This is a genomic window from Pseudomonas sp. zbq_18 (genome assembly GCF_043102245.1).
In the GTDB taxonomy this organism is placed as follows: Bacteria; Pseudomonadota; Gammaproteobacteria; order Pseudomonadales; family Pseudomonadaceae; genus Aquipseudomonas.
Window position 1 is genome coordinate 476,162 of sequence record NZ_JBICIT010000001.1, and the last position, 22,569, is coordinate 498,730.

29 protein-coding genes and 1 pseudogene are annotated in these 22,569 nt (G+C 63.7%); 9 read left to right on the top strand and 21 right to left on the bottom strand.

The window, feature by feature from the left end; translation table 11 throughout:
• The first annotated feature begins 116 nt into the window (after positions 1-116).
• The 4 genes from ACF8C6_RS02330 to ACF8C6_RS02345 all read left to right on the top strand — a co-directional run bounded on the left by ACF8C6_RS02330 (position 117) and on the right by ACF8C6_RS02345 (position 4,861).
• Positions 117-908 (top strand): PP2C family protein-serine/threonine phosphatase, encoded by a 792-nt coding sequence (locus ACF8C6_RS02330; protein ID WP_392497815.1) that lies wholly within the window; start codon positions 117-119, stop codon positions 906-908.
• Positions 909-920: 12 nt separating this feature from the next.
• Positions 921-2,588 (top strand): protein kinase, encoded by a 1,668-nt coding sequence (locus ACF8C6_RS02335; RefSeq protein WP_392497816.1) that lies wholly within the window; start codon positions 921-923, stop codon positions 2,586-2,588.
• 17 nt (positions 2,589-2,605) lie between these two features.
• Complete coding sequence (locus tag ACF8C6_RS02340) at positions 2,606-3,463, top strand: FHA domain-containing protein (protein WP_392497817.1); 858 nt, start codon at positions 2,606-2,608, stop codon at positions 3,461-3,463.
• Positions 3,464-3,568: 105 nt separating this feature from the next.
• Entirely contained in the window at positions 3,569-4,861 is a 1,293-nt protein-coding gene (locus ACF8C6_RS02345; RefSeq protein ID WP_392497818.1) for a phospholipase, read from the top strand.
• Positions 4,862-4,864: 3 nt separating this feature from the next.
• On the opposite strand, the gene ACF8C6_RS02350 is transcribed toward ACF8C6_RS02345, so the two are convergent.
• The 8 genes from ACF8C6_RS02350 to ACF8C6_RS02385 all read right to left on the bottom strand — a co-directional run bounded on the left by ACF8C6_RS02350 (position 4,865) and on the right by ACF8C6_RS02385 (position 9,072).
• Positions 4,865-5,716 carry a substrate-binding periplasmic protein gene (locus ACF8C6_RS02350; RefSeq protein WP_392497819.1) on the bottom strand — a complete coding sequence of 284 codons (852 nt, stop codon included), beginning with the start codon at positions 5,714-5,716 and terminating at the stop codon, positions 4,865-4,867.
• Between the two features lie 78 nt (positions 5,717-5,794).
• On the bottom strand, positions 5,795-6,130 hold the full coding sequence (locus tag ACF8C6_RS02355; protein WP_392497820.1) for a DUF2025 family protein: 336 nt from the start codon (positions 6,128-6,130) through the stop codon (positions 5,795-5,797).
• A 358-nt stretch (positions 6,131-6,488) separates the two neighbouring features.
• Positions 6,489-6,620: a hypothetical protein gene (locus ACF8C6_RS02360; RefSeq protein WP_277690151.1), complete on the bottom strand. Its 132-nt coding sequence runs from the start codon at positions 6,618-6,620 to the stop codon at positions 6,489-6,491.
• A 125-nt stretch (positions 6,621-6,745) separates the two neighbouring features.
• On the bottom strand, positions 6,746-7,150 hold the full coding sequence (locus tag ACF8C6_RS02365) for an NUDIX domain-containing protein (protein ID WP_392497821.1): 405 nt from the start codon (positions 7,148-7,150) through the stop codon (positions 6,746-6,748).
• Complete coding sequence (locus tag ACF8C6_RS02370; protein ID WP_392497822.1) at positions 7,147-7,335, bottom strand: hypothetical protein; 189 nt, start codon at positions 7,333-7,335, stop codon at positions 7,147-7,149. The genes ACF8C6_RS02365 and ACF8C6_RS02370 overlap by 4 nt, the downstream gene beginning before the upstream one ends.
• Before the next feature lie 9 nt (positions 7,336-7,344).
• Positions 7,345-8,046 (bottom strand): YebC/PmpR family DNA-binding transcriptional regulator, encoded by a 702-nt coding sequence (locus tag ACF8C6_RS02375; RefSeq protein WP_277690154.1) that lies wholly within the window; start codon positions 8,044-8,046, stop codon positions 7,345-7,347.
• 256 nt (positions 8,047-8,302) lie between these two features.
• Positions 8,303-8,689, bottom strand: coding sequence for a DUF3597 domain-containing protein (locus ACF8C6_RS02380; RefSeq protein WP_277690155.1), 387 nt, complete (start codon positions 8,687-8,689; stop codon positions 8,303-8,305).
• Between the two features lie 59 nt (positions 8,690-8,748).
• Positions 8,749-9,072 carry a hypothetical protein gene (locus tag ACF8C6_RS02385; RefSeq protein ID WP_392497823.1) on the bottom strand — a complete coding sequence of 108 codons (324 nt, stop codon included), beginning with the start codon at positions 9,070-9,072 and terminating at the stop codon, positions 8,749-8,751.
• Positions 9,073-9,293: 221 nt separating this feature from the next.
• Between ACF8C6_RS02385 and ACF8C6_RS02390 the strand changes: the two genes are divergently transcribed.
• Positions 9,294-9,710 (top strand): HPF/RaiA family ribosome-associated protein, encoded by a 417-nt coding sequence (locus ACF8C6_RS02390; protein ID WP_277690157.1) that lies wholly within the window; start codon positions 9,294-9,296, stop codon positions 9,708-9,710.
• A 65-nt stretch (positions 9,711-9,775) separates the two neighbouring features.
• Here the strand turns inward: ACF8C6_RS02390 and ACF8C6_RS02395 are convergent, their stop codons facing one another.
• From ACF8C6_RS02395 to ACF8C6_RS02405, 3 genes and pseudogenes are all read right to left on the bottom strand, one after another.
• Positions 9,776-10,057: a peptidylprolyl isomerase gene (locus ACF8C6_RS02395; RefSeq protein ID WP_273812676.1), complete on the bottom strand. Its 282-nt coding sequence runs from the start codon at positions 10,055-10,057 to the stop codon at positions 9,776-9,778.
• Between the two features lie 32 nt (positions 10,058-10,089).
• Positions 10,090-10,671, bottom strand: a pseudogene (locus ACF8C6_RS02400) (GNAT family N-acetyltransferase).
• Positions 10,672-10,750: 79 nt separating this feature from the next.
• Entirely contained in the window at positions 10,751-11,341 is a 591-nt protein-coding gene (locus tag ACF8C6_RS02405; protein ID WP_392497824.1) for an NAD(P)H-dependent oxidoreductase, read from the bottom strand.
• Between the two features lie 150 nt (positions 11,342-11,491).
• Here ACF8C6_RS02405 and ACF8C6_RS02410 point away from each other — a divergent pair, with 150 nt between their 5' ends.
• The gene (locus ACF8C6_RS02410) at positions 11,492-11,797 is read left to right on the top strand and encodes a putative quinol monooxygenase (protein ID WP_392497825.1); all 306 of its coding nucleotides are present in this window, start codon (positions 11,492-11,494) and stop codon (positions 11,795-11,797) included.
• A gap of 318 nt (positions 11,798-12,115) precedes the next feature.
• The gene (locus ACF8C6_RS02415) at positions 12,116-12,571 is read left to right on the top strand and encodes a hypothetical protein (protein ID WP_392497826.1); all 456 of its coding nucleotides are present in this window, start codon (positions 12,116-12,118) and stop codon (positions 12,569-12,571) included.
• Positions 12,572-12,774: 203 nt separating this feature from the next.
• On the opposite strand, the gene ACF8C6_RS02420 is transcribed toward ACF8C6_RS02415, so the two are convergent.
• Positions 12,775-13,614, bottom strand: coding sequence for a class I SAM-dependent methyltransferase (locus ACF8C6_RS02420; protein WP_392497827.1), 840 nt, complete (start codon positions 13,612-13,614; stop codon positions 12,775-12,777).
• A 123-nt stretch (positions 13,615-13,737) separates the two neighbouring features.
• Between ACF8C6_RS02420 and ACF8C6_RS02425 the strand changes: the two genes are divergently transcribed.
• The gene (locus ACF8C6_RS02425) at positions 13,738-14,586 is read left to right on the top strand and encodes a CAP domain-containing protein (protein WP_392497828.1); all 849 of its coding nucleotides are present in this window, start codon (positions 13,738-13,740) and stop codon (positions 14,584-14,586) included.
• Positions 14,587-14,788: 202 nt separating this feature from the next.
• Here ACF8C6_RS02425 and ACF8C6_RS02430 read toward each other — a convergent pair whose 3' ends face one another.
• Together ACF8C6_RS02430 and ACF8C6_RS02435 are read right to left on the bottom strand one after the other, a co-directional pair.
• Positions 14,789-15,442 carry a peroxiredoxin gene (locus tag ACF8C6_RS02430; RefSeq protein ID WP_392497829.1) on the bottom strand — a complete coding sequence of 218 codons (654 nt, stop codon included), beginning with the start codon at positions 15,440-15,442 and terminating at the stop codon, positions 14,789-14,791.
• A 64-nt stretch (positions 15,443-15,506) separates the two neighbouring features.
• On the bottom strand, positions 15,507-15,929 hold the full coding sequence (locus tag ACF8C6_RS02435) for a helix-turn-helix domain-containing protein (protein WP_392497830.1): 423 nt from the start codon (positions 15,927-15,929) through the stop codon (positions 15,507-15,509).
• A gap of 65 nt (positions 15,930-15,994) precedes the next feature.
• Between ACF8C6_RS02435 and ACF8C6_RS02440 the strand changes: the two genes are divergently transcribed.
• Positions 15,995-16,483: a DUF2938 domain-containing protein gene (locus tag ACF8C6_RS02440; protein WP_392497831.1), complete on the top strand. Its 489-nt coding sequence runs from the start codon at positions 15,995-15,997 to the stop codon at positions 16,481-16,483.
• On the opposite strand, the gene ACF8C6_RS02445 is transcribed toward ACF8C6_RS02440, so the two are convergent.
• From ACF8C6_RS02445 to ACF8C6_RS02475, 7 genes are all read right to left on the bottom strand, one after another.
• On the bottom strand, positions 16,476-16,925 hold the full coding sequence (locus tag ACF8C6_RS02445; RefSeq protein WP_392497832.1) for a hypothetical protein: 450 nt from the start codon (positions 16,923-16,925) through the stop codon (positions 16,476-16,478). The genes ACF8C6_RS02440 and ACF8C6_RS02445 overlap by 8 nt on opposite strands.
• Positions 16,926-16,987: 62 nt before the next feature.
• Positions 16,988-17,362 carry an STAS/SEC14 domain-containing protein gene (locus ACF8C6_RS02450; protein ID WP_392497833.1) on the bottom strand — a complete coding sequence of 125 codons (375 nt, stop codon included), beginning with the start codon at positions 17,360-17,362 and terminating at the stop codon, positions 16,988-16,990.
• 101 nt (positions 17,363-17,463) lie between these two features.
• Positions 17,464-19,479: a U32 family peptidase gene (locus ACF8C6_RS02455; protein WP_392497834.1), complete on the bottom strand. Its 2,016-nt coding sequence runs from the start codon at positions 19,477-19,479 to the stop codon at positions 17,464-17,466.
• A gap of 89 nt (positions 19,480-19,568) precedes the next feature.
• Positions 19,569-20,096, bottom strand: coding sequence for a DUF2062 domain-containing protein (locus ACF8C6_RS02460; protein ID WP_392497835.1), 528 nt, complete (start codon positions 20,094-20,096; stop codon positions 19,569-19,571).
• 220 nt (positions 20,097-20,316) lie between these two features.
• Positions 20,317-20,757, bottom strand: a complete 441-nt coding sequence (locus ACF8C6_RS02465) for a DUF2846 domain-containing protein (protein WP_392497836.1) — start codon at positions 20,755-20,757, stop codon at positions 20,317-20,319.
• Between the two features lie 139 nt (positions 20,758-20,896).
• Positions 20,897-21,592, bottom strand: a complete 696-nt coding sequence (locus tag ACF8C6_RS02470) for a GNAT family N-acetyltransferase (protein ID WP_392497837.1) — start codon at positions 21,590-21,592, stop codon at positions 20,897-20,899.
• A 49-nt stretch (positions 21,593-21,641) separates the two neighbouring features.
• Positions 21,642-22,319 carry a histidine phosphatase family protein gene (locus ACF8C6_RS02475; protein ID WP_392497838.1) on the bottom strand — a complete coding sequence of 226 codons (678 nt, stop codon included), beginning with the start codon at positions 22,317-22,319 and terminating at the stop codon, positions 21,642-21,644.
• Positions 22,320-22,569 lie beyond the last annotated feature (250 nt).

Here is a 22,569-nt window from a genome sequence, read left to right on the forward strand (position 1 = left end):
ATGGGCTTGCAGCAGCAGAGCAAGCGCCGACTGCTTAACAGTTCGACTGGTCCGGGCTGACAGGCGTGAGCTGGCGCCGCATCATGCGCTCATGTAGTCAGGAGGTCGTTCGCCCCATGAGCCTGTCGCTCACTCAGCAGTCCCTCGGTTATTCGGCGCAGAGCGTCGCCGGTCAGGTGCGCGGGCACAACGAAGATGCCGTGCTGTGTCAGCCCCAGCTGGGGTTATGGGCGGTGGCCGATGGCATGGGTGGGCATCAGTGCGGCGAGGTGGCCAGCGCGCTGGTGATCGAGACCCTGGGGCGTGAGGTCGCAACCGGCATGGCGCTGGATCAGGCGATTCTCAGTGCCCATCGTCAGGTATTGGCTGCCAGCAGGGATACAGACGGACGCGCCATGGGCAGCACGGTGGTGGCCGTACAGTTTGTCGACGGCGAGTTCGAGGTGGCCTGGGTTGGTGACAGCCGGGCCTACCGCGTGAGCCTGGAAGGCATCGTACGGCTGACCCGCGACCATAGCTGGGTACAGGCGATGGTTGATGCCGGTGAGCTGAGCGCCGAGCAGGCGCGCGAGCATCCGCGGCGCAATATCGTCACTCAGTGCCTGGGCCTGGGTGAGCAGGAGCTTGAGGTCGGACGAGTGCGTGGCAGCCTGCAAGCTGGTGAGTTGCTGCTGTTGTGCAGTGATGGCCTGACCGGCGAATTAAGCGATGAGCAGATCCAGGCGGTCTGTGCCGGCGCGGCCACCCTCGACGAGCTGGTCGAGCAGCTGGTGGGGCTAGCCAATCAGCTGGGCGGCAGAGACAATATCTCCTGCATCGCACTGGCTCACACGCCGGCCGATTCCGCGCAAATCGCCACCAAATCGCGCAATTTCATTAGCCGCTGGCTCACCTCCCGCAAGCACTGACAGATCGACTCGATGAGCAACACTCTGCTTGAAATACCTGGTTATCGCGTACACGGGCAACTGGGCAAAGGGGGGATGGCCGAGGTTTATCTGGCAACCCAGCAATCCCTGCATCGCAAGGTGGCGATCAAGGTGCTGCGTAACGCCGAGGACGAAGCCTTCAGCAAGCGTTTCGTGCGTGAGGCGCACATAGTCGCCTCACTCACTCATCCGTCGATCATCACCATCTATGACGTCGACCGTCTGCCCGATGGTCGCGACTACCTGGCCATGGAGTTTCTCTCCGGAGGGGATCTGGCGCGGCACAAGGGCGAGCTGTTCGCGCCGGAGCGGGCGCTGCAGATCGTTCGCCAGGTGGCCAGCGGCCTGGCCGTGGTGCACGACAAGGGCCTGGTGCACCGTGATGTGAAGCCGGCCAACATCCTGTTCCGCGAAGACGGCACGGCCGTGCTGACCGATTTCGGCGTGGCCAAGGATCTGGACATCGACAGCGAGCTGACCCAGTTCGGTGTGGCCGTTGGCAGCCCGGCGTACAGCAGCCCGGAACAGGCCCAATGCCAGGCGCTGGATGCGCGCAGCGACATCTACAGCCTGGGCGTGATCCTGCTGGAGATGCTGACCGGGACCAATCCTTTCCGGGGCGGCAACTACACCCAGACCGTGGTCAATCATGTGCAGATGGAACTGCCGCCTCTGCCGGTCAGCCTCGTGGCGTTCCAGAGCCTGCTGGCGCGCATGCTGGCCAAGGCGCCGGAGCAGCGTTTTAACGATTGTCGTGAGCTGCTGGTGGCCCTGGATGAGGTGGAGCTGAGCGATCTGGACGAGACCCAGCTGCGCCCCGCTGTACCGGTGGCTGTGCCTGAGCCCGCGCCGCGTCGTCGCCGCTCAGTCATGCCCTGGTTGCTGGGCCTTAGCGTGCTGGTGTTGATGGGGACGCTGACCTCGACCGTGCTTTACCTCAAGGAACGCCGACAGATCGAGGCGCTGCTGGCCCAGGCCGAGCAGCGTTTTGCGACGGGGCAATTGATCGAGCCTGCGCAGGACAGCGCCGAGCATTACTTCAACCAGGTACTGCAGCTCGATGACGACAGTCAGGAGGCGCTGGCCGGTTTGCAGCGCATCCGCACGACGCGCATCGAGGCTTTTATCGCTCTGGCCGAGCAGCGTCTGGCCGATGGTCTGCTGACCGAACCGGCAAGCGATAATGCCGACTATTACTATCGCCAGGCCCTGGCCATCGACGAGCAGCATGCGGCCGCGCTGGCGGGCTTGCAGCGGGTACTGGATGCGCGCATCGAGCGCTACCTGCAACTGGCCGAGCAGAGCATCGCCGACAAGCGCCTGCTGCTGCCCGAAGAGGACAGTGCGGTGCATTATTACCGGCAGATTCTCGGTTGGGCGCCGGATAATCCGGCGGCCATCGAGGGTCTCAACCGCGTGGCGTTGCTGTATCGCGACATGGCCAAAGCCGAGTATCGGCGCAGCGACTTTCCCGGCGCGCTGGCGATGATCGAGCGTGGCCTGGAGGCCGAGCCGAATAACCCGGAATTACTGAACATGCAGGCCGAGCATCAGCAATTGCTCGACGCTGCCCGAGCCTCCAGGGCGCGTGCCGCCGCCCGCGAGGAGCGTGAAGGCAACCCCCTCAAGCGCGCGTGGAACAACATCTTCGGTCGTTGATCGACAGGATCCGCATCATGCTCAAACTGCATTTCAAGGACGGGCGACAGGCCCCGGTCTGGCTGGTCGAGGAACGCATTACCCTAGGGCGCGACCGGCGCAACCAGCTGGTCCTGCACGACGCCGGCATCGGTGCCTTCCATGCCGAAATTCGCCAGGAAGACGGGCTCTACTTCATCGCTGATTGCGACAGCGAACAGGGTACATTCGTTAACGACGAGCGCATCACGGCGCGTTACCAGTTACGCCATGGTGACCACCTGCGCCTGGGCAGCGTGGAGTTGTCGCTGAGCGACCCCAGCCGCACCCAGGCGCGTGATGAGGCTACGCAGCGCTGGTTTCTGCAGGTGATGCAGGGCGAGCACGAAGGCAAGAAATTCCACGTCAGCGGCGCAATGACCTTTGGCCGCTCGACGCGCTGCGAACTGTGCTTCAGCGATGCACAGCTGTCGCGCCGGCACTGTGAATTCTTTCTGCGCGACGATGTACTGGAAGTGAAGGACCTGGCCTCAGCCAATGGCCTGCTGGTCAATGGCGAGAAAGTCAGTCATGCGCAGCTCAAGCCGGGCGACCAGCTGCGCATGGGTTCGGTGACCCTGCTGGTGATCGGGCCCAAGGTCGAGATCGAGCCCGTGGAGCACGTCGACGAAGACGCAACCCTGTTCGTGCGCGCCGTCGATCTGCCGCTACCCAAGCCGGCCAAGCCGCCGCGCTCAGGGGTGGCGGCAGCACCTACCATCAACCCCCTGCATGCGGCGGCTCAGGCGCAGGCACAAACCGCTGCCACGCCAGCGCGCAACAGTCTGTTACGCGCTGCGGCTGTGGCGCTGGGGCTGGTGCTGGTCATCGCGGCAGGTCTGGTGTTTCTCGCCTGAACCCGCGGTTACCCGATTGGTGAATGTCTCTGGCGCGACCTGACAGTGTCGGGCGCGCGTTGTCTCGTTAGGCTTGCTGCTCTTCGTGCCATTTGAGATGTCTGCGTGAGAGCTTCCGTATTGCTGGCCGGCATCGGCCTGCTGGCCCTGTCCTGCCAGGCACTGGCCTGGTCCAATCATTCCCTGGGCAGTCTGCTGGCTCTGCGCGATCAGCCGCAGCTGCGCAAGGCGGTAACGGTGGAACCCCTGGAGGCCTTTCTCGAGCGACAGGCGCCTGCCATCGAGCAGTTGCTGGATGAGCAGGAGCGCTACGCCCGCGAGCATTTTGTCTACTATCCGCCGCGCCCTGAGGCGCTGCGCTGGCGGGCTGATGCCAAGGTCGACCGGCGAGCGGCCTTCCTCGCCGCGCTGCGCATCAACCCCGAGATACGCCTGGCCAGTTTCATCCAGCAGCTACCGGGGCAGGATGCAGGCGGACGCCCGGTGCTGCCCAGCGAGCAGGTACTGGTGTTTCGCAAGGTCGGTCCCTGGACGCACTGGCGCTATCTGGCGTTGCAGCCCGGAGAGCAGGTTGCGGCCCTGCAGGTGCTGGCCAGCGCGGCCGACGAACCTGACTACGGCCATGACATCAATCTGTTCAACGACAATCCCGGCGAGGCCGGCCAGCGTTACAACTTCGGCCCGCAGCCTTTTGGCGATGCACGCTTCGAGTACTCCTCGCAGGCGCCTTTCCATATCGGCTACTACCACGAGTCGGCGCTGGTGTACGCAGCGGCGCCTTACCTGGGGCAGACCCTGCCGCACTGGCGCATCTATCAGTACACCGGCCTGGCGCGACTGGCCTTCAGCAGGGGGCATGACTATTGGGGTTACCGCTTCCTCGGCTGGGCCATGCACTACCTGCAGGATCTGACCCAGCCCTATCACAGCCGCGTGCTGCCGGGTGTCGATCTGGCTGGCATGGTGTTGATTGAGGCGAAGGCCCTGGTGGGGCTGAGTGAGGCGCGTGAGGCGGCGATCAAGCGTGTCGCCGACCGGCACACGGCGGTCGAGCAGTATCAGTTCGAGCGCATGCAGGCTTTGCTGGCACGTGGACAGCTGCGCGTACCTTTGTTGGCGGCCTATGCCGAGCCGGAGAGAGATGCCGGGTATCCAGTGTTCGATGTGGACTACGCCGCCGATGTGGTGGCTGCCGAGTCCAATGCGCGTGCCGATGAATTCGATGCCGTGATCGGTCAATGGCTGGCACGTGGCGTGGCCGGTCAGGGTTTCAGCGAGGGCAATCAGCTGCGGCCGGTAACGCCTGACCCTGCACTGGATGCCTTGCTGGTCGAGTTCTTTCGGCACTTCGGCAGCCACAGCCGTAATGCCTTGCGTGGAACCCTTGGCGCAGACTGAGGCTCAGGGGCGATACCACAGCTCCGGGCGCTGCAGGGGCGTCAGTGGTGGCAGCAAGGGGTTGCTCAGTTCGATGACCTGGCGTTGTTGCAGGTGGGCCAGGGCCAGGTCGGCTGCGTGATAGCGCTGGAACAGCGCTTCGAAACTGCCATCGGCAATGGCCAGTTCGAGGCCCTGGCGCACCGTTTCAGCCAGTTCCGGACGCTCGCGGGCGAAGAAGAAGTACAGGGCTGTGGGGTAGTGCAGGACCAGGTGGCGGTCCATGACCAGATCGCTGGCGTTGATGTGGGCCAGTTCATCGCGCGCTTCCAGCACCGCCCTGGGAAAGTAGTCGAAGCGATCGGCGCGCAGCATCAGGAACAGGCTGTCGTAGCTGGAACTCACCTCCACCGGCAGGCCATGGTGGCGCAGGATGTCCGTATCAGGCCAGTCGTGCCCCTGGCCGGCACGCAATTGGCGTAGTTCGGCCAGGCTGTCGATGTTGTTCAACAGCTCGCTGCGGGTTTTGCGCACGAAGGCGATACGCCAGCCGTACAGGCCCTTGTCGATGGGGATGCGCACCGGCAGCAGACGCTGCTCACGCTCGATGCTGGTCATGGTCCAGACCACATCGACTGCAGTGCCTTGCTCCAGGTTAAGCAGGGCACGATCCTGCTCCATGTGGTGGCGCGAGGGTTTGATGCGCAGAGGGCTGCCGGCCTTGTCCAGCGCCAGTTGCAGCAGTGCCAGCGGATAGCGCGGGCGAAACTCTTCGCCCAGTGGCGCGCGCGGATAGCGCAGTTCGCCTGTAGCCGCCAGGCAGGAGGTCGCACTCAGGGACAGAATGAGCAGCCAGTGAGAGAGCCGCAGGAGCATCGATTGCAATCCTTTCAATCGTGGCGTGGCGCGCCGAGGCGCGCATTATGCCAGTCTCCCAGCTGCTGTTGCCGTGCATTAGCTCCGTACGATCCCTGCCTTGCGTCGTTCGGCGATGATTTCTGGCAGGTCGCTGCGCTGCAGGTATACCCGCAGCGGTTCGGAGATGTTCAGGCGCTCATCGACCCTTTGCTCAAGCAGCAGGCCCAGCCTTACCCGGCTAAGGGTCATCAAGTCCCCCTGGAGTGGTTGCCAGACGAATTCGCTACAGGGCTGGATACTGTCTTCTTCAACGTCCAGGCCGAAGGAGTCCTCACTGAAACGCACGATATGTTGCTGCTGTTTGCTGTGGTAGCCGACCAGGCCCTGCAGCGCATCGGCGGCGCAGCAGATGGTGGACGATGTAATGCTCATACGAACCTCCTGTTGGTGAGTGGGGCTACACGCCAGGCACATCTTGTTTGCCGGCCATCCTAGGCATGCCCGTTTCTGGGCGTGTTGCTCTGGATCAAGCGGCCGATCAGGCGAGGGTATGAGGGGGATCAAGGGGGGAGAAGGTGGCGCTGCCGTCTTAGCTGCGGCTGTTGTTCTGAACACAAGCGCCGGCCTTTAAGGCGAGCGGCGTGTAGCACCAGCGGGCGTTTTCCGAATGTGAGCCGGTCACGGGGCCCTACTGGCGTGCACTGCTGTCACTTTGCCGGTGTGAATACCGGCAGTCTGGGGGGGCCAGGCTGAAACAAAGCACCCGGCGGGAGCCGGGTGCGGGTTTGGGTCAAGGTGAGGGAGCATGGCTGCCCAGCAAGGTGCTGCCGGACTTCTTGTTGCGCTTGGCCATGCGTTTTTCCTGGGCGCTTTTCAGGGGCTTTTTCTTCGCCTCCTTGTGCCTGTCCAGACCTTTGCTCATGGTGATGTCCTCCGCATTGAAGATTCAGCAGAAACAGCGTTTTTCAACGGTCATCACCACCTCCCAGACTGCGCCAGCCTGCGTTGCGTACTGTTTGCAGCATAGCTCCGCACGGGGCGAAGGGTTCAGCCGCGTGTCAGTTCGCGCAGCCTGGGCAGTACATGCCGTCGCAGCAGAGGTGCCAGGTCGTCGCTGTCATGGCTGGCGGGGCAATGCCAGCGCAGTTCCTCCAACTCGGCGGCGGGGGCTACTGCGTGGGGAAGGGCGGCGATGAATACCTGAGCCTGAATCTCGGTGTCGGCTTCGTTGGCGGCAGGCGCGCGGAAGTTGCCCAGTGGCTGCAACTGGTCGCTGGGCAGACTCAGCTGCAACTCCTCATGCAGTTCGCGCAGCAGGCCGGCGATGGCCGACTCACCAGGCTCCAGCTTGCCGCCGGGCAGCATGAAGGCTTGTGTGTCACGCTTGCGCACCAGGAGCAGGCGACCGTCCTGATCCAGCAGGCAGGCGGCGGTGATGGTCAGCAAGGTCATGTGTCGCTCAGGCGCTGCAGATCGCGGCGCACCATGGCTGCGTATTCGGGCGGGGAAAGGCGGTACAGCTCGGCGGCCACCCAGTCCAGCCAGCGCGCGCCAAGGTTGGCGCGCTCGGCCAGCAGGCGCCGGGCTTCCGCCTCGGCGCGTGCAGCGTGCTGCTGGTGGAACTGGCTGCGGCTCACGCCGATGGCTTAGCCGGCCAGGCCGACGTAGACGTTTTGCACGTCGTCGTGGTTGTCGAGGGCTTCGAGGAAGGCTTCGACTTCCTCCATCTGCGCGTCGCTCAGGCCGCTCACCGGGTTCTTCGGCACGTAGCCGATCTTCGCCGAGTTGACGGTGAAGCCATGCTCCGGCAGGGCCTTGCACACGGCGTCGAGGTCGGTCATGTCGGTGATGAACAGGGTGTCGCCTTCCTCGGCCGGCTCGAAGTCCTGGGCACCGGCTTCGATGGCGGCCAGTTCCGGGTCGGCGCCACTGTCGGTGGAGGCCTCGATCAGGCCGACGTGGTTGAAGTCCCAGCTCACCGAGCCCGAGGCACCCATCTGGCCCTTGCGGAACAGCACGCGGATCTCGGCCACGGTGCGGTTCAGGTTGTCGGTCAGGCATTCGACGATGACCGGCACCTGGTGTGGGGCGAAGCCTTCGTAGGTGGTGCGCTCGAAGTTGACGGTCTCACCCAGCAGGCCCGCACCTTTCTTGATAGCGCGCTCCAGGGTGTCCTTGGGCATCGAGGCCTTTTTCGCGGCATGCACGGCCACGCGCAGCTTGGCGTTGGTGTCCGGGTCGGCGCCGTTACGTGCAGCGACCATGATCTCCTTGACCAGGCGGCCGAAGATCTTGCCTCTGGCGTTGGCTGCGGCTTCTTTAGGTTTGGCTTTCCACTGTGCGCCCATGGCGGTGTTCTCGCAGGTTGCGTCTAACGGAGCCCCGCACAGGCGAGGCGAACTAAAGGGAGCCGATTCTAACGGGTCTGCTTTCAGAGGGCGATGGTGGACATTGGCAGGTAGAGGCCGGCAGGGGCTCTCGCGACTTTGCGGCGCAGAAACCCTTGCCGGTCACCGCGCCCGTGCTTATCGACAGTAACACCGAACGGCGCCTGAGCAGGCGCTTATCGGAGAAAGGCGCAGGTGCGCCTTTCCCGGTATTACCTCAATCGAGCAGGTCGGCCGGCACATTGCCGCCGTTGTCGGCCAGTTTCTGCAATACGGTTTTGTGCAGCCACATGTTCATCTGCGCCGAGTCACCCATTTTCTCGGCGGGGCAACCCAGCTCAGTGGCCAGTTCCTTGCGAGCGCCCAGGCTGCTGTCCAGGCCGAGCAATTTGAGCAGGTCGACGATGGAGACTTTCCAGTTGAGTTTTTCCGGGTGGCTGGCGGCCAGTCCTTCGAGCTTGGTCACCACATCGACTACCGCGATGGCCTGTGGCGCCGGCGCTGCGCTGGGTGCATCGGGCGCGGGGGCTGCGCTTGAGGTGGGGGCCGCTTGCGCTTCGTCGCCAAAGCCAAGCACTTGCAGAATCTTGTTGAACAGGCCCATGGGGGTTCCCTCCATTGTCATGATGTGGAAGGGGAGCTTAGTTCATGGTGCTGTAGTCATCAGTTGATGCGGCGGAATTCATCCAGACCGTTGCTCAGGTGGCCACTGGCCTGGTCGATATTTAGCCGCGACGGGCTTTGGCCGTTGCGCAGGATCAGCGTGCCATGGCGATAGAGCGCGGGGATCTGTCTGGTTTCGGGTTGATCGTCGCTCATGGTGAAGCGGGTTTCGTTGACCATGAACTGATCTTCGTTGCGCACGATATTCAGGGTGATAGTGGTCGAGCGGGTGTCCTGCCAGGTGCCGAGGTATTGCTCGCCTGGCTGCTCGCAGCCGCCGAGCAGGGTGCTGGCCAGGAGCATGGATGCGGTGAGTCCTTTCATCTGCATTCCTTGCATGGATGACTCGATGAGGCTGGAAGATGCCAGATAGAGCGGCTGCTGTCGACCGGGAAGCTCTCTTCAGGTGGCTGTGGAATATTGACCTGGCTCAGTCAAGAGTGTTTCTCGGTGCTTCGGGCTATCCATTTTGCTGCGAGGAGGCGTAGGCTGGAGTCGTCGCTGCAAGGCGACACATGGCTGAACGTTTGAATAAGGAAGGCTTTATGCAAATCCAGGTTCATAGCGATAACCACATCGAAGGCAGCGCCCGTCTCGTCAGCTGGGTCAGCGCCACCATCAACAGCCAACTGCAACGCTTCGAAGAGGAACTGACTCGCATCGTCGTTCACTTCAACGACGAGAATGGCCACAAGACCGGCAGCCACGACAAGCGCTGCCAGATCGAAGCGCGGCCCAAGGGCCTGGCGCCGATCTCGGTGACCCACCATGCCGCATCCCTTGAGCACGCTCTCGATGGCGCCATGGAAAAACTCACCCACGCCCTCGAACACCAGATCGGCAAGCTGCGCCAGCGGCGCGGGCCGAGTCACCGCGATACGCTGGAGGGCGGCAACAGCAGCGCCCAGGACCAGATGCTGGAAGAAGACTTCATGACCCAGCAGCTGCAACGTAGCGCCTAACTATTTCAAAGGCATAAAAAAGCCGCCGGTGGCTCTGCTACCGGCGGCTTTTTGTTGGGCGGCTATCAGTCCTGGCGGCTGGTAACTTCCACCAAGTGGTAACCGAACTGGGTTTTCACCGGACCTTGCACCACGCCGACCGGGGCGCTGAAGACCACCTGGTCGAATTCGCGGACCATCTGGCCGGGGCCGAAGGAGCCGAGGTTGCCGCCGTCACGGCTGGACGGGCAGGTGGAGTTGTCCTTGGCGACCTGGGCGAAGTCGGCGCCACCTTCGATGGCGGCTTTCAGTTCGTTGCACTTGGCTTCGCTGGCAACCAGGATGTGACGGGCAGAGGCGCGTGGCATGGGAGTATCTCCTTTGAAGAAAGGTGCAGAGACTAGCTCAGGGCGAGCCTCGCTGCATCTAACTCCGTCTGCTGGCGTTGCTTTTGCCACTCTTCCCGGCTGATCTCCCATACCTGGCTGGGCAAGCGGCCGCAGACATAATTGCTCTCGCCGGTGGCCACCAGGCGCATGCCGCTACGCTCGGACAGGCGCTGCGAGGCGGCGTTGGCCACAGCTTTCGGGGCTTGCAGCAAGGGTTTTTGCAGCGTCTCGAACCAGTAGTCGGTGACCGCCGTGCAGGCCTCCTGCATCAGGCCCCGGCCTTGCCACTGCGGGTCGAGCCAGAAGCCGCGGTTGTTGCCGGCTTCTTCGTACAGGCTGATCAGGCCGATCAGTTGTTCGGGCTGCTCCAGCGGGCGCAGGGTCCAGTGCCACTCGCTGCCGCGCTCCATTCCAGGCAGTGCCATGTCACGCACATACTTCAGCGCACCGTCGGCGGGTTAGGGCCAAGGCACCCGGTTGGCCAGGTAGCGGACGATTTGCCACTGCGCAAAGATGCGCTGGATGGCCGGGGCGTCGGCCAACTCCAGCGGTTGCAGGAGCAGCCGCGCGGTGCTGAAGGTGGGGAGGTGCATGGTCTTTCCTTGAGGCGGGGCCTATCCGTGGCAAGGGGCCCAATCTAGATGCCGAGGGCTGGCCGCTCAAGGATGATTGTCAGGCCTGCTTACCGAGTACCTGGCTCAGGTGCTGCTGGTAGCGCTGTACATCCGCCTCGATGTTCGGGCGCTTCATCACGTCGACGCAGAGGAAGGTCGGCAGCGCGCTCATGCCGAGGAACTGATTGGCCTTGTGGAAGGGGAAGTAGACCGCGTCCACGCCCTTGGCCTCGAAGAAGTCGGTGGGGTCGTCGAAGGCCTGCTGCGGGGCATTCCAGGTCAGCGACAGCATGTACTGCTTGCCATGCACCAGGCCGCCGCTGCCGTATTTCTGCGAGGCATCGGAGCGGGTGCGGCCATCGTTGGCGTACAGGCTGCCATGACCAGCGGTAAACACTTCGTCGATGTATTTCTTCACTGTCCAGGGGGTGCCCATCCACCAGCCGGGCATCTGGTAGATGACCACGTCGGCCCAGAGGAATTTCTCGACCTCTTCGGCAACGTCGTAGCCGCCATTGATAAAGGTCTGCTTGAGTTCGAAGCCGGCGCGGTCGAGGTGGGCGAGAGCAGCCTCGTGCAATGTCGCGTTGTAGCGGCCGTCGGAGTGGGCGAACTGTTTGCCGCCGTTGAGGAGCAGGATTTTCTTCATGGCATGGGCCTCCGTAAACAATGGACGGCAGGCTACGGATTCGGCGGGCACAGAAAAACCCAGGCAGTGGCAAATGATATTTGCCGATAAAGCATGAATTCGAAGAATTGACTTGCGCTAGGGTTGATAAAAACCTTAATGGAGTCCGTCATGACCATGCCCTATGGCTTCATCCTGCACGCCCACGTCCGTCCGGAGATGGCCGAGGCCTTCGCCGAACTGTTCCTGGCCTATGTGGCGCCCAGCCGAGCTGAGGAAGGCTGCATTGCCTACCACATGCTGCGCGATGCCCAGGATCCCAACCTGTTCATCTTCTACGAGGTCTGGCAGTCCCGTGAGCATCTGGCGCAGCACAGTGCGTTGCCGCATATGCGCGAGTTCCATGAGCGGCGCATGGAGTACCTGAGTCGCGAGTTCGAGATCCGCGAGATCGAGATGCTCAGCCCGGCGCATTGATGGCTGCTGTTCACCTGACGGCATGTGGTCATGAGAGCGCGTGTTGCAATCATCCTTGTGGTCTAGTCAGGTTGCGTCTTCCACGGCCTGTGGCAGCGCGGGGCGGGTGTATGGCCCTTGGCATTTCGCACCGATGCCATTGGACGGCGCCGGTGGACGGGCACTCCGGACAGGGCGGCAAGGCCCTTCCCGCCAGCGGCAATACACTGCCTTGAAAACAGTTGGCGTAATGGCTGTGGCCCAGTATTTTCAAGGCCTGCGTAGAAGTGGCGCGCATCCTGCTTGATAGGCATGCGTTGAATTTTCAGGAACTCGGCCATGACCACTATCAACAGCACTTCGCCGCTGACCAGCTATCTGGCCGGCATCAGCAAGTCGGCTGCCAGCAGTTCGAGCAGTGCCGAAGACAATACCAACAGCGATCCGGTTGCCGAGGTGCGGCGCCTGGCTGCGCAGATGGTGGCGCGCAGCGAGGGTGGCCTGCTGCGTGCGCTGAACAGCAGCAATCAGGCGTCGCCTTCAGCCTTGCGCAGTGATCGGGTCGACCAGAGCAGCGGTTTGACCAGCTCATCCGCCCAGATCCAGCTGCCCGATGTCTCGGTCATGGATCGCGACGATGCCGCCAAACTGCTGGTGCAGGTCGACAAGTTGATCGATGCCGGCCTGGGCGACAGCACCCGCTTCGTCGGCTTCAACGATGGCCAGCAGACCGACTCGCTGGCGACCTACCGCGACTGGCTGCAGGAGCGCGGCGGGATCAGCGTCTACGTTTGAGACCCCGTTAAGGCTCTGCTGACGGTCGGCCATACGGCGTTAAAAGCGGCTTCGGCAAGCCGCTTGCGGCTAACGCACTTCAGCGCGGCCCGCAGGGGCGAGCGAAGTGAGTCATGCTCATTTACAACCGCGAGCCCAGTGCGCTTCCTCAGCCGCTTTTGTGGGGTCGCCTAGGCCTTGTCTGGCCCTGATACAGAAGGCCCTTAACGGGTTCGTCTTGCCTGCAGCGTATAGCTGAGCGGCACGCGTTCGCGGCCGCTGCGCAGGCGCCATTCTTCGTCCGGTCCCATTTCCATCTGCCCTGGCAGCGCTTCCCAGGGCAGGCTGTCGTGCTCCTCCAGTGCGCTGATCTCCAGGCCGTGGCGGAGCAGGGCAGTGACGATCTCGCCAAGTCCGTGGTTCCACTCGTGGGTTGTTCGGGCGCTCAAGGGGCGAGTGGTTTGCACATAGGTGTGGGCGTCGTCCCAGACCATCGGCGCGACATGCTCGAAGTAGGGGTGTCGAATCACCAGCTCGTCCGCGCGCTCTTCATCCAGGCTGAACATCAGCGGATGCCCTTCACGCAGGAACAGGCGCCCGCCCGGCTTGAGCAGGGCGGCCACGCTGCGCGCCCAATCGTCGATGCGCGGTAGCCAGTTCAGCGCGCCGATGCCGGTGTAGACCAGATCGAAGCTGGCTGGTGTCAGGGCCGTGGCGGCGTCATAGACCGAGGCTTCGACATAGTCGATAGCCGTATTGCAGCGCTGCGCCAGCGTGCGTGCTTGGGCCAGCGAGACGGGGGAGAAGTCCAGGCCGCTCATCCGTGCGCCGAGGCGGGCCAGCGACAGGGTGTCGGTGCCGATATGGCACTGCAGGTGCACGGCGCGCAGGTTGGCGATATCCCCCAGGCGCGGCAGGTCGAAGCGCACCACCGATGAGAGATGGCTGGGGTCGGCGACGAAGACTTCGGCCTGGTAATCCGGTGAGGCGGCGTGCAGCTCGGCGCGATCATCCCAGTTGGCGCGATTCAGAGCGAACGAGTTCAATTCCTGAGACCTGTTCATGTAGGCACTCCATTGCTTGGGAACGCAGACGGTAGTCTGTGGGTCTTCAACCGACAAGCTCGGCATTTCCTGTCGCCTTGGTACGCGGCATGATGGCTCATAAGAAACATTTGGGGGATTTCAATGCATTCAAACCCGTCCGTTTTGGGCTGTGCACTGCTCGTGCTCGGCCTGTTCAGTTCGGCTGTACAGGCCGCCGATGAGGCGCAGCTGATCGAGGCGATCAATGCCTACCGCAATCAGGCCCAGCCTTGTGGCGAGCAGGCGTCGCCGGAGTTGCCGCCGCTGGCGGTCGATGCGCGTTTGATCCTGCCGGCCAGCGGTGGTATCGACCTGCAGGATGCCCTGGCGCGCGCCGCCTACCCCATGGTCAATGTGCAGGCCATCACCCTGTCCGGGCCGCGGGATGCGGCGGCGGCCATGCAGGCGTTGCAGGAGAGCTTCTGCCAGGTGGTGCTGGACCCGCAGTTCGTCGACATCGGCGTCAGTCGCGCCGAGCGCGATTGGCGCATCGTGCTGGCGCGGCCATTGCTCGGCGGGCGGCTGGGCAACAGCCAGGCGGAGGGCGAGAAGCTGCTGGAACGGGTCAATCGCGCCCGCAGTCAGGCCCGCCAGTGCGGCGGCAAGGATTATCCTTCAGCTCCGGCGCTGACCTGGAACGCCACCCTGGCGGGCACGGCCGAGGGCCATAGCCGGGCCATGGCCAATGGCAATTTCTTCGATCATCGCGACCCGGATGGTCGCACCCCGGGTGACCGGGCGGAACTGGCGGGCTACAGCGGTCAGCTCATTGGCGAGAACATTGCCGCCGGCCTGGATGAGGTGGAGAAGGTGGTTAGCGGGTGGCTGGCCAGTCCCGGCCACTGCGCCAACCTGATGAATGCTCAGTACCGCGAGCTGGGCGCGGCCTATGCGGTCGACCCGAAGAGCAACGCGGGGATCTACTGGACGGCACTGTTCGGCGCGCCGTGAGGCGGGGGCCGGCTCGTGGGGCGAGGCAACTGCTCAGATCGCTAATGCTGTTCACATCAGCGAAACCCGGCTCGGGTTGCTCCCTCTCCCTGTGGGGAGAGGGGCAGGGCTATTTCTCGATTGTTCGGTCCTCTCCCCCAGCCCCTCTCCCGTAAACGGGAGAGGGGAGACACGGGCTGGCGCCTAACTGAACGACATACGCTCAGGTCGGCGCCTTGGCGGTACGCAGGTAGGGCAGCTTGATGTCGAGGGCGCCGTACTTCTGTTCGGCCTGCTCGTTGTTCAGCGCCAGGGCGACGATTACGTCCTGGCCCACCGCCCAGTTGGCCGGGGTGGCCAGTGGTACGTTGTAGGTCAGTTGCAGGGCATCCAGGGCGCGCAGCACTTCGGCGAAGTTGCGCCCCACGCTCATGGGATAGGTCATCGACAGCTTGAGCTTCTTGTCCGGGCCGATGATGAATACCGAACGCACTGTGGCGCTGTCTGCCGGGGTGCGGCCATCCGGCAGGTAGGCCTCGGCCGGCAGCATGTCGAAGAGCTTGGATACCTTGAGGTCGTCATCGGCGATGATCGGAAAATCGGCCGCGCAGCCGCCGAAGTGCTCGATATCGGCCTTCCACTTACGGTGATCGTCCACGCCGTCGACCGAGACACCGATCACCTTGGTATGACGTTTCTGCCATTCACCGGCCAGCTGGGCCACGGCGGCAAATTCGGTGGTGCACACCGGGGTGAAGTCCTTGGGGTGGGAGAACAGGATTGCCCAGCTGTCGCCAATCCAGTCGTGAAACTTCAGGCTGCCCTGATCGGTGTCGGCGGTGAAGTCGGGAACGCTGTCGTTGATGCGAAGTGCCATGTCCATCTGCTCCGTGTGAGTGAACCCGGGAAACTCTACATCAAGTTCTGCGTGCTGCCTGGCGTCAGCGCCCGCCGGTCGGTTTGCGCCTGCTGGACGTTTTGCTGGCCAGGCTCATCAGGCGCTGGAACTTGGCACATTGCAGGTGATTTTCCGCTGGGCATTCGGCCGCGTGGCGCAAGCCGTCGCGCACGGCGCTGAGGCGGCGGATGGTGCGGTCCAGTTCATCGGCGCGAGACCGCAACTGGCTGCGGTCGATGGCCAGCTGACCGTCGGCGGCGAGCATGCTGGCGATATCGTCCAGGGAAAACCCCACCGCCCGGCCCAGGGCAATCAGTGACAGGCGCTCCAGCACCGACTCGTTGAATACCCGGCGCAGGCCATTACGGCCGATGGAGCGAATCAGCCCGCGTTCCTCGTAGTAGCGCAGCGTCGAGGCCGGCAGGCCGGACCAGTGCGCGACCTTGCCGATATCCAACTCTTTCATCCCTTGACCTCAAGTCGACTTGAACTGGCAGGCTGCTTTCCGTTGACTTTACGAGGAGTCTGATCATGCTGCTACAGATAGTTCTACTGGGCCTGGGAGCCACCCTGGTGATGGATGCGTGGGCGCTGCTGCGCAAGCGGCTCTGGGGGCTGGCATCGCTGGACTACGCGCTGGTAGGGCGTTGGCTGGGCCATATGCCGGCGGGGCGCTTTCGTCACCCGGCCATTGCCCAGGCGCGACCGGTGGCCGGCGAGCGGGTGCTGGGTTGGGTGTTTCACTACCTGACCGGGCTGGTGTTTGCCGCGCTGTTCGTCTGGCTCAGCGGCGCGCCATGGCTGTGCCAGCCGCACCTGCTGCCTGCGCTGGGCTTTGGTGCCGTCACGGTGTTGCTACCCATGCTGCTGATGCAGCCGGGTTTTGGCATGGGCATCGCCGCCAGGCGTACGCCCAAGCCCTGGCTGGCCCGGCGTCGCGCCTTGCTGACGCATCTGGTGTTCGGGCTGGGGCTCTATCTCTCGGGCTGGTTGCTGAGTCACCTGGGCTGCGTCAGTTGATGTCGCCACAGAAGATGTCCAGTGCGCCATCGGCCGGGGCTGTGCGCAGTACCAGCGCGTGAGGTGTGGTGCGCAGGGTGGCTAGCGTCACGTTGGCGCTGCGCGACAAACGCCAGCCATCGACTGCGCCCAGACGCGAGGTCGTCAGGGTGCGGTTCAGTGCGTAGGTCGGGTTGGCGCCCGGCTGCGCGCAGGTGCCGGGGTAGATGTAGACGGCCAGGCGCGGCGGCAGCGTGATACCGAAGGGCACGCCGCTGACGAAGGCCGACAAATCGGTCTGCTCGCCGCGCGCGCTGAGCGTGGCCTGGCCGATCCTGCCGGCATTGTGCGAGGTGGCGACGAGTTGCACCGCGGCACTGTCCGCGCCGCCTTGGTGCTGGCTGGTGCAGCCACTCAACATGCCGCCAAGCAGTAGCGCGGCCAGATACCCGGATGCGTTCATCACTCGTCCTTCGCCAGAGAGCCTGGCGAAGGAGTTTAGGGGGTATTGCCGTGCATAGGCCGCTATTTGATTGGGCTTAGCAGCCAGGTTTCGGCACTGGCTTCCTGGCCACGCTCGAAGGCCTTGATCGTCAGGCCGGGAATCAGCGCGCCTTCGATCTGGCTGGCCTTGCGTACCCAGGGCTTGTCGGCGATCACCGCCATGCGCTCGAAGCGCCGGGCGAAGCGGAGCATCTGCGGCAGGCGCGACATTTCCACGCCGATGGCGCCGAGTGTCGGCAACTGGAACTCGCCGATGCGGTAGAGCATGCGACCGTGTTCGATGCCTTGCGCCTTTTGCTCCAGCTCATCGAGTGCGCTGCGCATCTCGGTGCTGTCGAGCTTGCCGGCGAAGTCCACGTCGAGACGGTTTTCGCCGGTACGGGTTACCTGGAACATGAGCATTCCTCCGTTGGGCTGTAGGTTCACCATACGCCTTTCGGGAGGCTGCGGAGCGGCGCTGGATAACCGGTCGAGCCGGCGCGCTCCAGGTGGGTGCCTCAGTGGCTGTAGCCGCTTGGTTTGTGGCGGATGGTCTTGAGCAGGTCTTCCGGGCTGATGCTGGCGACCATCTTGCTGTGCGCCGCGCTGCCCGGCTGCGGCTGATTGAGGATATGGCCCTTCATCTTGCCGATGATGTGCATCTCGCACGGCTTGCAGTCGAACTTCAGGGTCAGTACCTCGTCGCCCTGGATTAACTGCATGGGCGCGACCTTGGTCTTCACCCCGGTGACGCCCTTGGCCTGTTTGGGGCACAGGTTGAAGGAGAAGCGCAGGCAGTGCTTGGTGATCATCACCGGCACTTCGCCTGCTTCCTCGTGGGCCTCGTAGGCCGCGTCGATCAGCTGCACGCCGTGGCGGTGGTAGAAGTCGCGGGCCTTCTGGTTGTAGACGTTGTAGAGGAACGACAGGTGCGACTCCGGATACACCGGCGGCGGGGTGGTCTCGGCCTTGCGGCTGCCGCGTGGGTGAGCCGCGACGCGTGCTTCGGTCAGTTTCTCGATGGCCTCGCGGCGCAGGGCCTTGAGCTGCGAGTTGGGCACGAAGAAGGCCTGCGGGGCGTCCAGCGCCACATCCAGCGCGTGGTAGTCGGTGGTGCCGAGCTGGGTCAGCAGGTCGCGCAGGCCATCGAGCGCCTGCTCCGGCTTGTTGGCCACGCCGAACGGGCCGGGCAGGGCGACGTCGACGGCGATGCCTTCCTCGCTGGTGGCGGTCAGCTTGAGCTGCTCTTCGCGTAGCGAAACCTTCCAGCTCACGCCGATGCGGCGCTCGGCGCTGGTCTTGAGCAGCGCCTGCTGCCAGTTGTGATCCAGGTTGCGGCTCAGTGGGTGGTTTGGGCGCAAACGGAACAGGCCCTCGGGCATCTCGTTGGGTTCGACGCGGTAGCGGTAGCGCTGCTTGCCGTCTTCTTCGAATTCGCCCTTGAGTTCGGCGATATTGGCGCGGAAGCCCACCACCTCGCGCTTGACCAGCACGTTGAGGCCGTCGCCGTTGGACAGCGGTGTGTCGGTGACGGCGATCAGGTCGCGTTTGCCCACCTTCTCGACATGGCCTACCGGCAGGCCGGTGAAGGTCGGCGAGTCGAAGGCGCCGATGTCGATCTTGCGGTCCTGGACGAAATAGTCGGTGCTGCCGCGGTGGAAGGTCTTGTCCGGATCGGGCACGAAGAAGTGTGCGGTGCGGCCGCTGGAGGCGCGGGCCAGGTCCGGGCGGTCTTCGAGGATGGCGTCGAGCTCGCGGCGGTAGTGGGCGGTGATGTTCTTCACGTAGCCCATGTCCTTGTAGCGCCCCTCGATCTTGAACGAACGCACGCCGGCTTCGACCAGCGCGCGCAGGTTGGCGCTCTGGTTGTTGTCCTTCATCGACAGCAGGTGCTTTTCGTAGGCGATCACGCCGCCTTTTTCGTCCTTCAGGGTGTAGGGCAGGCGGCAGGCCTGCGAGCAGTCGCCACGGTTGGCGCTGCGCCCGGTCTGCGCGTGGGAAATGTTGCACTGGCCGGAGAAGGCCACGCACAGCGCGCCGTGGATGAAGAACTCGATGGCCGCGTCGGTGGCATCGGCGATGGCGCGGATTTCCTGCAGGTTCAGCTCGCGGGCCAGCACCAGCTGGGAGAAGCCGGCCTGGTCGAGGAACTTGGCCCGGTCCAGGGTGCGGATATCGGTCTGGGTACTGGCATGCAGCTCGATCGGCGGAATATCCAGCTCCATCACCCCCATGTCCTGCACGATCAGCGCATCGACGCCGGCGTCGTAGAGCTGGTGGATCAGCGTGCGTACCTGCTCCAGTTCGTCGTCGTGGAAGATGGTGTTGAGGGTGGTGAACACCCGCGCGTGGTAGCGGCGGGCGAACTTCACCAGCTCGGCGATATCGCTGACCTCGTTGCAGGCGTTGTGCCGCGCACCAAAGCTCGGCCCGCCGATGTAGATGGCATCGGCCCCATGCAGGATGGCCTCGCGGGCGATGGCCACATCACGGGCAGGGCTGAGCAGTTCCAGATGATTCTTGGGCAGGGACATGGTGTTTCTTCTTTATCAGGCGCGGCACTGTGAGGCGCGCATTGTAGCGGCCTGAGCAGAGGGTGGCAGCAGAAGGTGCCGGGCGGTGCTCAGGCCCGGCGCTGGCGCCGTTCGCGCAGGTGCTCGACCAGCGCCCATATCAGGCTGATCAGCAGGTACATGCCCAGGCCACCGATGCAGGCAAACAGCGCCAGGCCGGTGATCAGTGGCGCACCCACATCGCTGAGCCGCTGCCAGAGCGAGCGGCTGTCCGTATCCGCCTCCAGCGGCACCGGCAGGTCTGGCGCGGCCTCGACTTCGGCGCCGGTGAGGCGGGCGCCGACCCGGTAGGCGGCGTAATAGACCGGGGCAAAGGTCACCGGGTTGGTGACCAGGGTACTGGCCGCGGCGGCCGGTACGTTGGCGCGCAGTACCACGGCGGCACCGACCGAGAAGGGAATCTGCGCGATGGGGATCAACAAGCCGAAGAAGATGCCGATGCTCACCCCCAGCGCCACGCCATGACGCGACCACACCCACAGGTGGGTGTGATGCAGGAAAGGCTCTAGCCAGCGCAGGAAACGATTGCGGGCAAGCTGTTCGCGGGTGGGCAGGTGGCGGGCGAGAAAAGGTGGCATGACGGACAACGACTGGCAGGCGGCAGGCGCCCCTTTTACCGCAAACGCCTGGCGGCGGCATGTGCAGGTGACCAAGTAACAGTTACCACATATTACGGCGCTGGCTGGATGCACCAAGGCCGCGGGACTCGGCCTGGAGCCATGCTCAGTGCGCTGCGCAGCAAGGGAATTGCACGAGAAAATGTGGCGGGTGGCTGCACGCCAACCCGCCCTGCGCGGCTTAGCGCGCCAGTTCCGTTTCCAGAACGCCTTTGCGGCCTTCGGCTTCGGAAACCTGCTCAAGGTTGGCGCCACCGACGAAGACACCGAACTTGATGTACTGCCGCACGAAGTGGTTTTTACCGGCTTCGGCGTTCAGCGTCAGGGTGTTGTCGCTGAACTCGGACTCGGTAGCCAGCACGTGCTCGCCTGGAGTCAGGGTGCGGTAAAAATAGGTGTTGATCGCGGTTTCGCCGATCACTTCGCCGTCCACTTTGACGGTCTTCTTCAGCGCTGGGCCGAGGGAGGAGTCGCGGAAGATATAGAGGCCGGCTTGGTCCTGAGGCGGATTCGGGAAGGCCTTGAGTGCCTGATCCTTCTCGTTGGATTCCATGGGGACGGATGCACAACCCGACAGCAGCGCCACGCCGAGCGCAGCTGCACACATCAATTTTTTGGACATGAATGACTCGTTCCTGAGTGTTGGTAATGACTGGCATGCCATCAATGTGCCAGCGGTCGCCACATTAGCGGCAACGCCTTGAAATGCAAGCGTAAAAGTCAGAATAAGGAGTCGTTGAGGCTCCTGTTCTGCGATTCGTTCAATGCAGCTGGCGTGCCCCGAGGCGCTCATTGGCCAGGCTCTCGGCCTGCCGCGCCAACTGGTCGAGCAGGTAGTCGCGCTGCTTCTCGGCATCGCGCAGGGCTTTTTCGCCGTGCTGTTTAACCAGGTAGGCATGGATCTGCCGGACTTCCTTGGACTGGAATATCGGCGCCAGATCCTGCACCGCCACCCAGCCGTCGGAGGCGTGGTTGCGGGTGTTCATCAGGACCTGCGGACCGCGGGCGCCGAGCACACCGAAACCGAGCGCTTCGAAGGTCGGCACCCGGCTGGCCACGCAGGCCAGTGCGGCATGCGGGTGCAGCAGTAGAATCAGCCCCAGCATGGCGCGGGCGATACCCCGGCGGCGGTGGCTGGCGACTACCGCGAGGTAGACCAGGGTGCAGGCGTCGGCATCATCCGGGCTGGGCAGGTAGAGCGCGAAGCCCAGCACCTGGGACGGGTCTTCATCGTCCAGCGCCAGGACCAGCCGGGCGCTGCTGGCGGCATCGCTGCCCATCGCTTGCAGATACAGATGCACCTCGAAGCCGATCACGTACTGGTACAGCTGGTACAGCGGGTTGCTCGGCGTCAGCGGGGCCGGACTGATGTCGGTGAAGTAGTCCACCACCATCTGCAGCACCTGACTCTTCAGCGATTCCGGCGGCGGGGTGGTCAGGTGGCTGAGGGTGAACATCGGGACGCGGGCTCCGGGCAGGGCGACGGGGTCGCCATTGTAACGCCCTCTAGCCTTGGGTTTCCCCGACAAAACGCTGCAGGTCTTCGGCATTCATGTAGCCGAGCAGGCGCGGGCGGCCACTGGCCCTGTCGACGAAGACGAACAGGGCACTGGCGTATTCGCTGTCGTGTTCGGCCCTTGAGTCACCCAGGGCTTTGGCCACGCCCTCGATGCAACCGCTGTGGGTGACCAGCAACAGGTTACGGCGCGCCTGCTTATGGTCGAGCATGTTCTGCGTCAGGGTGCTGCGGCAGTTGGCCAACCAGTCGCGGGTGGCAATGCTGATGTCGAACATGGAGTTGGCGGTTTGCACCGTGCGCAGCCGTGGGCTAGCGAAGATATCGACATTGCCCAGGCCGAGGGCTTTGAAGGCGCTGCCCACGCCATCGGCCGCTGCATTGCCCGAAACGGTAATACCGCTCCTGTCGCCCAGGCAGGGGTCGCTGGAACGGTCGCAACGCTCGGCATGGCGTACCAGCACCACCACGTCGCCCTCATCCCAGTTGGCGAACAGGCCGGATTTGCCCATGCGGTTCTCTTCGCCCAGGTTCTCCAGCGGCTCGCGCTGCAGCCACAGACTCATCAGAGCGCCCAGGGCCACCAGGGTGGCGCTGAGAATGAACAGGTGTTTTTTGCGCAAAGACGTTGCAGCCTTGGTTGCATTGGCATGAGGAATGATTGGCATCGGCCGCTCCAGAAAGTATCAACGAGGGGCGGCAGGAGCTATTCCCTGCGCAATGCCGCAAACCCGGGCCACTCTAGACAGCCGGGGGTTAACGAAAGATGAAAGTGCGGTGAGCAAATCTGTTACGGAATATGCCGGCCGGCGGTGTTGATGGCCTGACACAAGGCTGCCCGCATAAAGCCGGATAAGGGCGACCTTTTCGTTTCGTCTGCGCCCGCTGGCCCCATGGCCATCAGGGCCAACTTCTCGA

Excerpts from the sequence above, each read along its gene's own strand:
- ACF8C6_RS02455 (WP_392497834.1), bottom strand. The coding sequence starts at position 19,479 with ATGTCCCTGCCCAAGAATCATCTGGAACTGCTCAGCCCTGCCCGTGAT.
- ACF8C6_RS02375 (WP_277690154.1), bottom strand. The coding sequence starts at position 8,046 with ATGGGCGCACAGTGGAAAGCCAAACCTAAAGAAGCCGCAGCCAACGCC.
- ACF8C6_RS02350 (WP_392497819.1), bottom strand. The coding sequence starts at position 5,716 with ATGCTCCTGCGGCTCTCTCACTGGCTGCTCATTCTGTCCCTGAGTGCG.
- ACF8C6_RS02460 (WP_392497835.1), bottom strand. The coding sequence starts at position 20,096 with ATGCCACCTTTTCTCGCCCGCCACCTGCCCACCCGCGAACAGCTTGCC.
- ACF8C6_RS02430 (WP_392497829.1), bottom strand. The coding sequence starts at position 15,442 with ATGGCACTTCGCATCAACGACAGCGTTCCCGACTTCACCGCCGACACC.
- ACF8C6_RS02330 (WP_392497815.1), top strand. The coding sequence starts at position 117 with ATGAGCCTGTCGCTCACTCAGCAGTCCCTCGGTTATTCGGCGCAGAGC.
- ACF8C6_RS02340 (WP_392497817.1), top strand. The coding sequence starts at position 2,606 with ATGCTCAAACTGCATTTCAAGGACGGGCGACAGGCCCCGGTCTGGCTG.
- ACF8C6_RS02335 (WP_392497816.1), top strand. The coding sequence starts at position 921 with ATGAGCAACACTCTGCTTGAAATACCTGGTTATCGCGTACACGGGCAA.
- ACF8C6_RS02380 (WP_277690155.1), bottom strand. The coding sequence starts at position 8,689 with ATGGGCCTGTTCAACAAGATTCTGCAAGTGCTTGGCTTTGGCGACGAA.
- ACF8C6_RS02355 (WP_392497820.1), bottom strand. The coding sequence starts at position 6,130 with ATGAGCATTACATCGTCCACCATCTGCTGCGCCGCCGATGCGCTGCAG.
- ACF8C6_RS02415 (WP_392497826.1), top strand. The coding sequence starts at position 12,116 with ATGACCACTATCAACAGCACTTCGCCGCTGACCAGCTATCTGGCCGGC.
- ACF8C6_RS02440 (WP_392497831.1), top strand. The coding sequence starts at position 15,995 with ATGCTGCTACAGATAGTTCTACTGGGCCTGGGAGCCACCCTGGTGATG.
- ACF8C6_RS02445 (WP_392497832.1), bottom strand. The coding sequence starts at position 16,925 with ATGAACGCATCCGGGTATCTGGCCGCGCTACTGCTTGGCGGCATGTTG.
- ACF8C6_RS02390 (WP_277690157.1), top strand. The coding sequence starts at position 9,294 with ATGCAAATCCAGGTTCATAGCGATAACCACATCGAAGGCAGCGCCCGT.
- ACF8C6_RS02360 (WP_277690151.1), bottom strand. The coding sequence starts at position 6,620 with ATGAGCAAAGGTCTGGACAGGCACAAGGAGGCGAAGAAAAAGCCCCTG.
- ACF8C6_RS02410 (WP_392497825.1), top strand. The coding sequence starts at position 11,492 with ATGACCATGCCCTATGGCTTCATCCTGCACGCCCACGTCCGTCCGGAG.
- ACF8C6_RS02475 (WP_392497838.1), bottom strand. The coding sequence starts at position 22,319 with ATGCCAATCATTCCTCATGCCAATGCAACCAAGGCTGCAACGTCTTTG.
- ACF8C6_RS02365 (WP_392497821.1), bottom strand. The coding sequence starts at position 7,150 with ATGACCTTGCTGACCATCACCGCCGCCTGCCTGCTGGATCAGGACGGT.
- ACF8C6_RS02395 (WP_273812676.1), bottom strand. The coding sequence starts at position 10,057 with ATGCCACGCGCCTCTGCCCGTCACATCCTGGTTGCCAGCGAAGCCAAG.
- ACF8C6_RS02465 (WP_392497836.1), bottom strand. The coding sequence starts at position 20,757 with ATGTCCAAAAAATTGATGTGTGCAGCTGCGCTCGGCGTGGCGCTGCTG.
- ACF8C6_RS02385 (WP_392497823.1), bottom strand. The coding sequence starts at position 9,072 with ATGAAAGGACTCACCGCATCCATGCTCCTGGCCAGCACCCTGCTCGGC.
- ACF8C6_RS02435 (WP_392497830.1), bottom strand. The coding sequence starts at position 15,929 with ATGAAAGAGTTGGATATCGGCAAGGTCGCGCACTGGTCCGGCCTGCCG.
- ACF8C6_RS02425 (WP_392497828.1), top strand. The coding sequence starts at position 13,738 with ATGCATTCAAACCCGTCCGTTTTGGGCTGTGCACTGCTCGTGCTCGGC.
- ACF8C6_RS02470 (WP_392497837.1), bottom strand. The coding sequence starts at position 21,592 with ATGTTCACCCTCAGCCACCTGACCACCCCGCCGCCGGAATCGCTGAAG.
- ACF8C6_RS02450 (WP_392497833.1), bottom strand. The coding sequence starts at position 17,362 with ATGTTCCAGGTAACCCGTACCGGCGAAAACCGTCTCGACGTGGACTTC.
- ACF8C6_RS02420 (WP_392497827.1), bottom strand. The coding sequence starts at position 13,614 with ATGAACAGGTCTCAGGAATTGAACTCGTTCGCTCTGAATCGCGCCAAC.
- ACF8C6_RS02405 (WP_392497824.1), bottom strand. The coding sequence starts at position 11,341 with ATGAAGAAAATCCTGCTCCTCAACGGCGGCAAACAGTTCGCCCACTCC.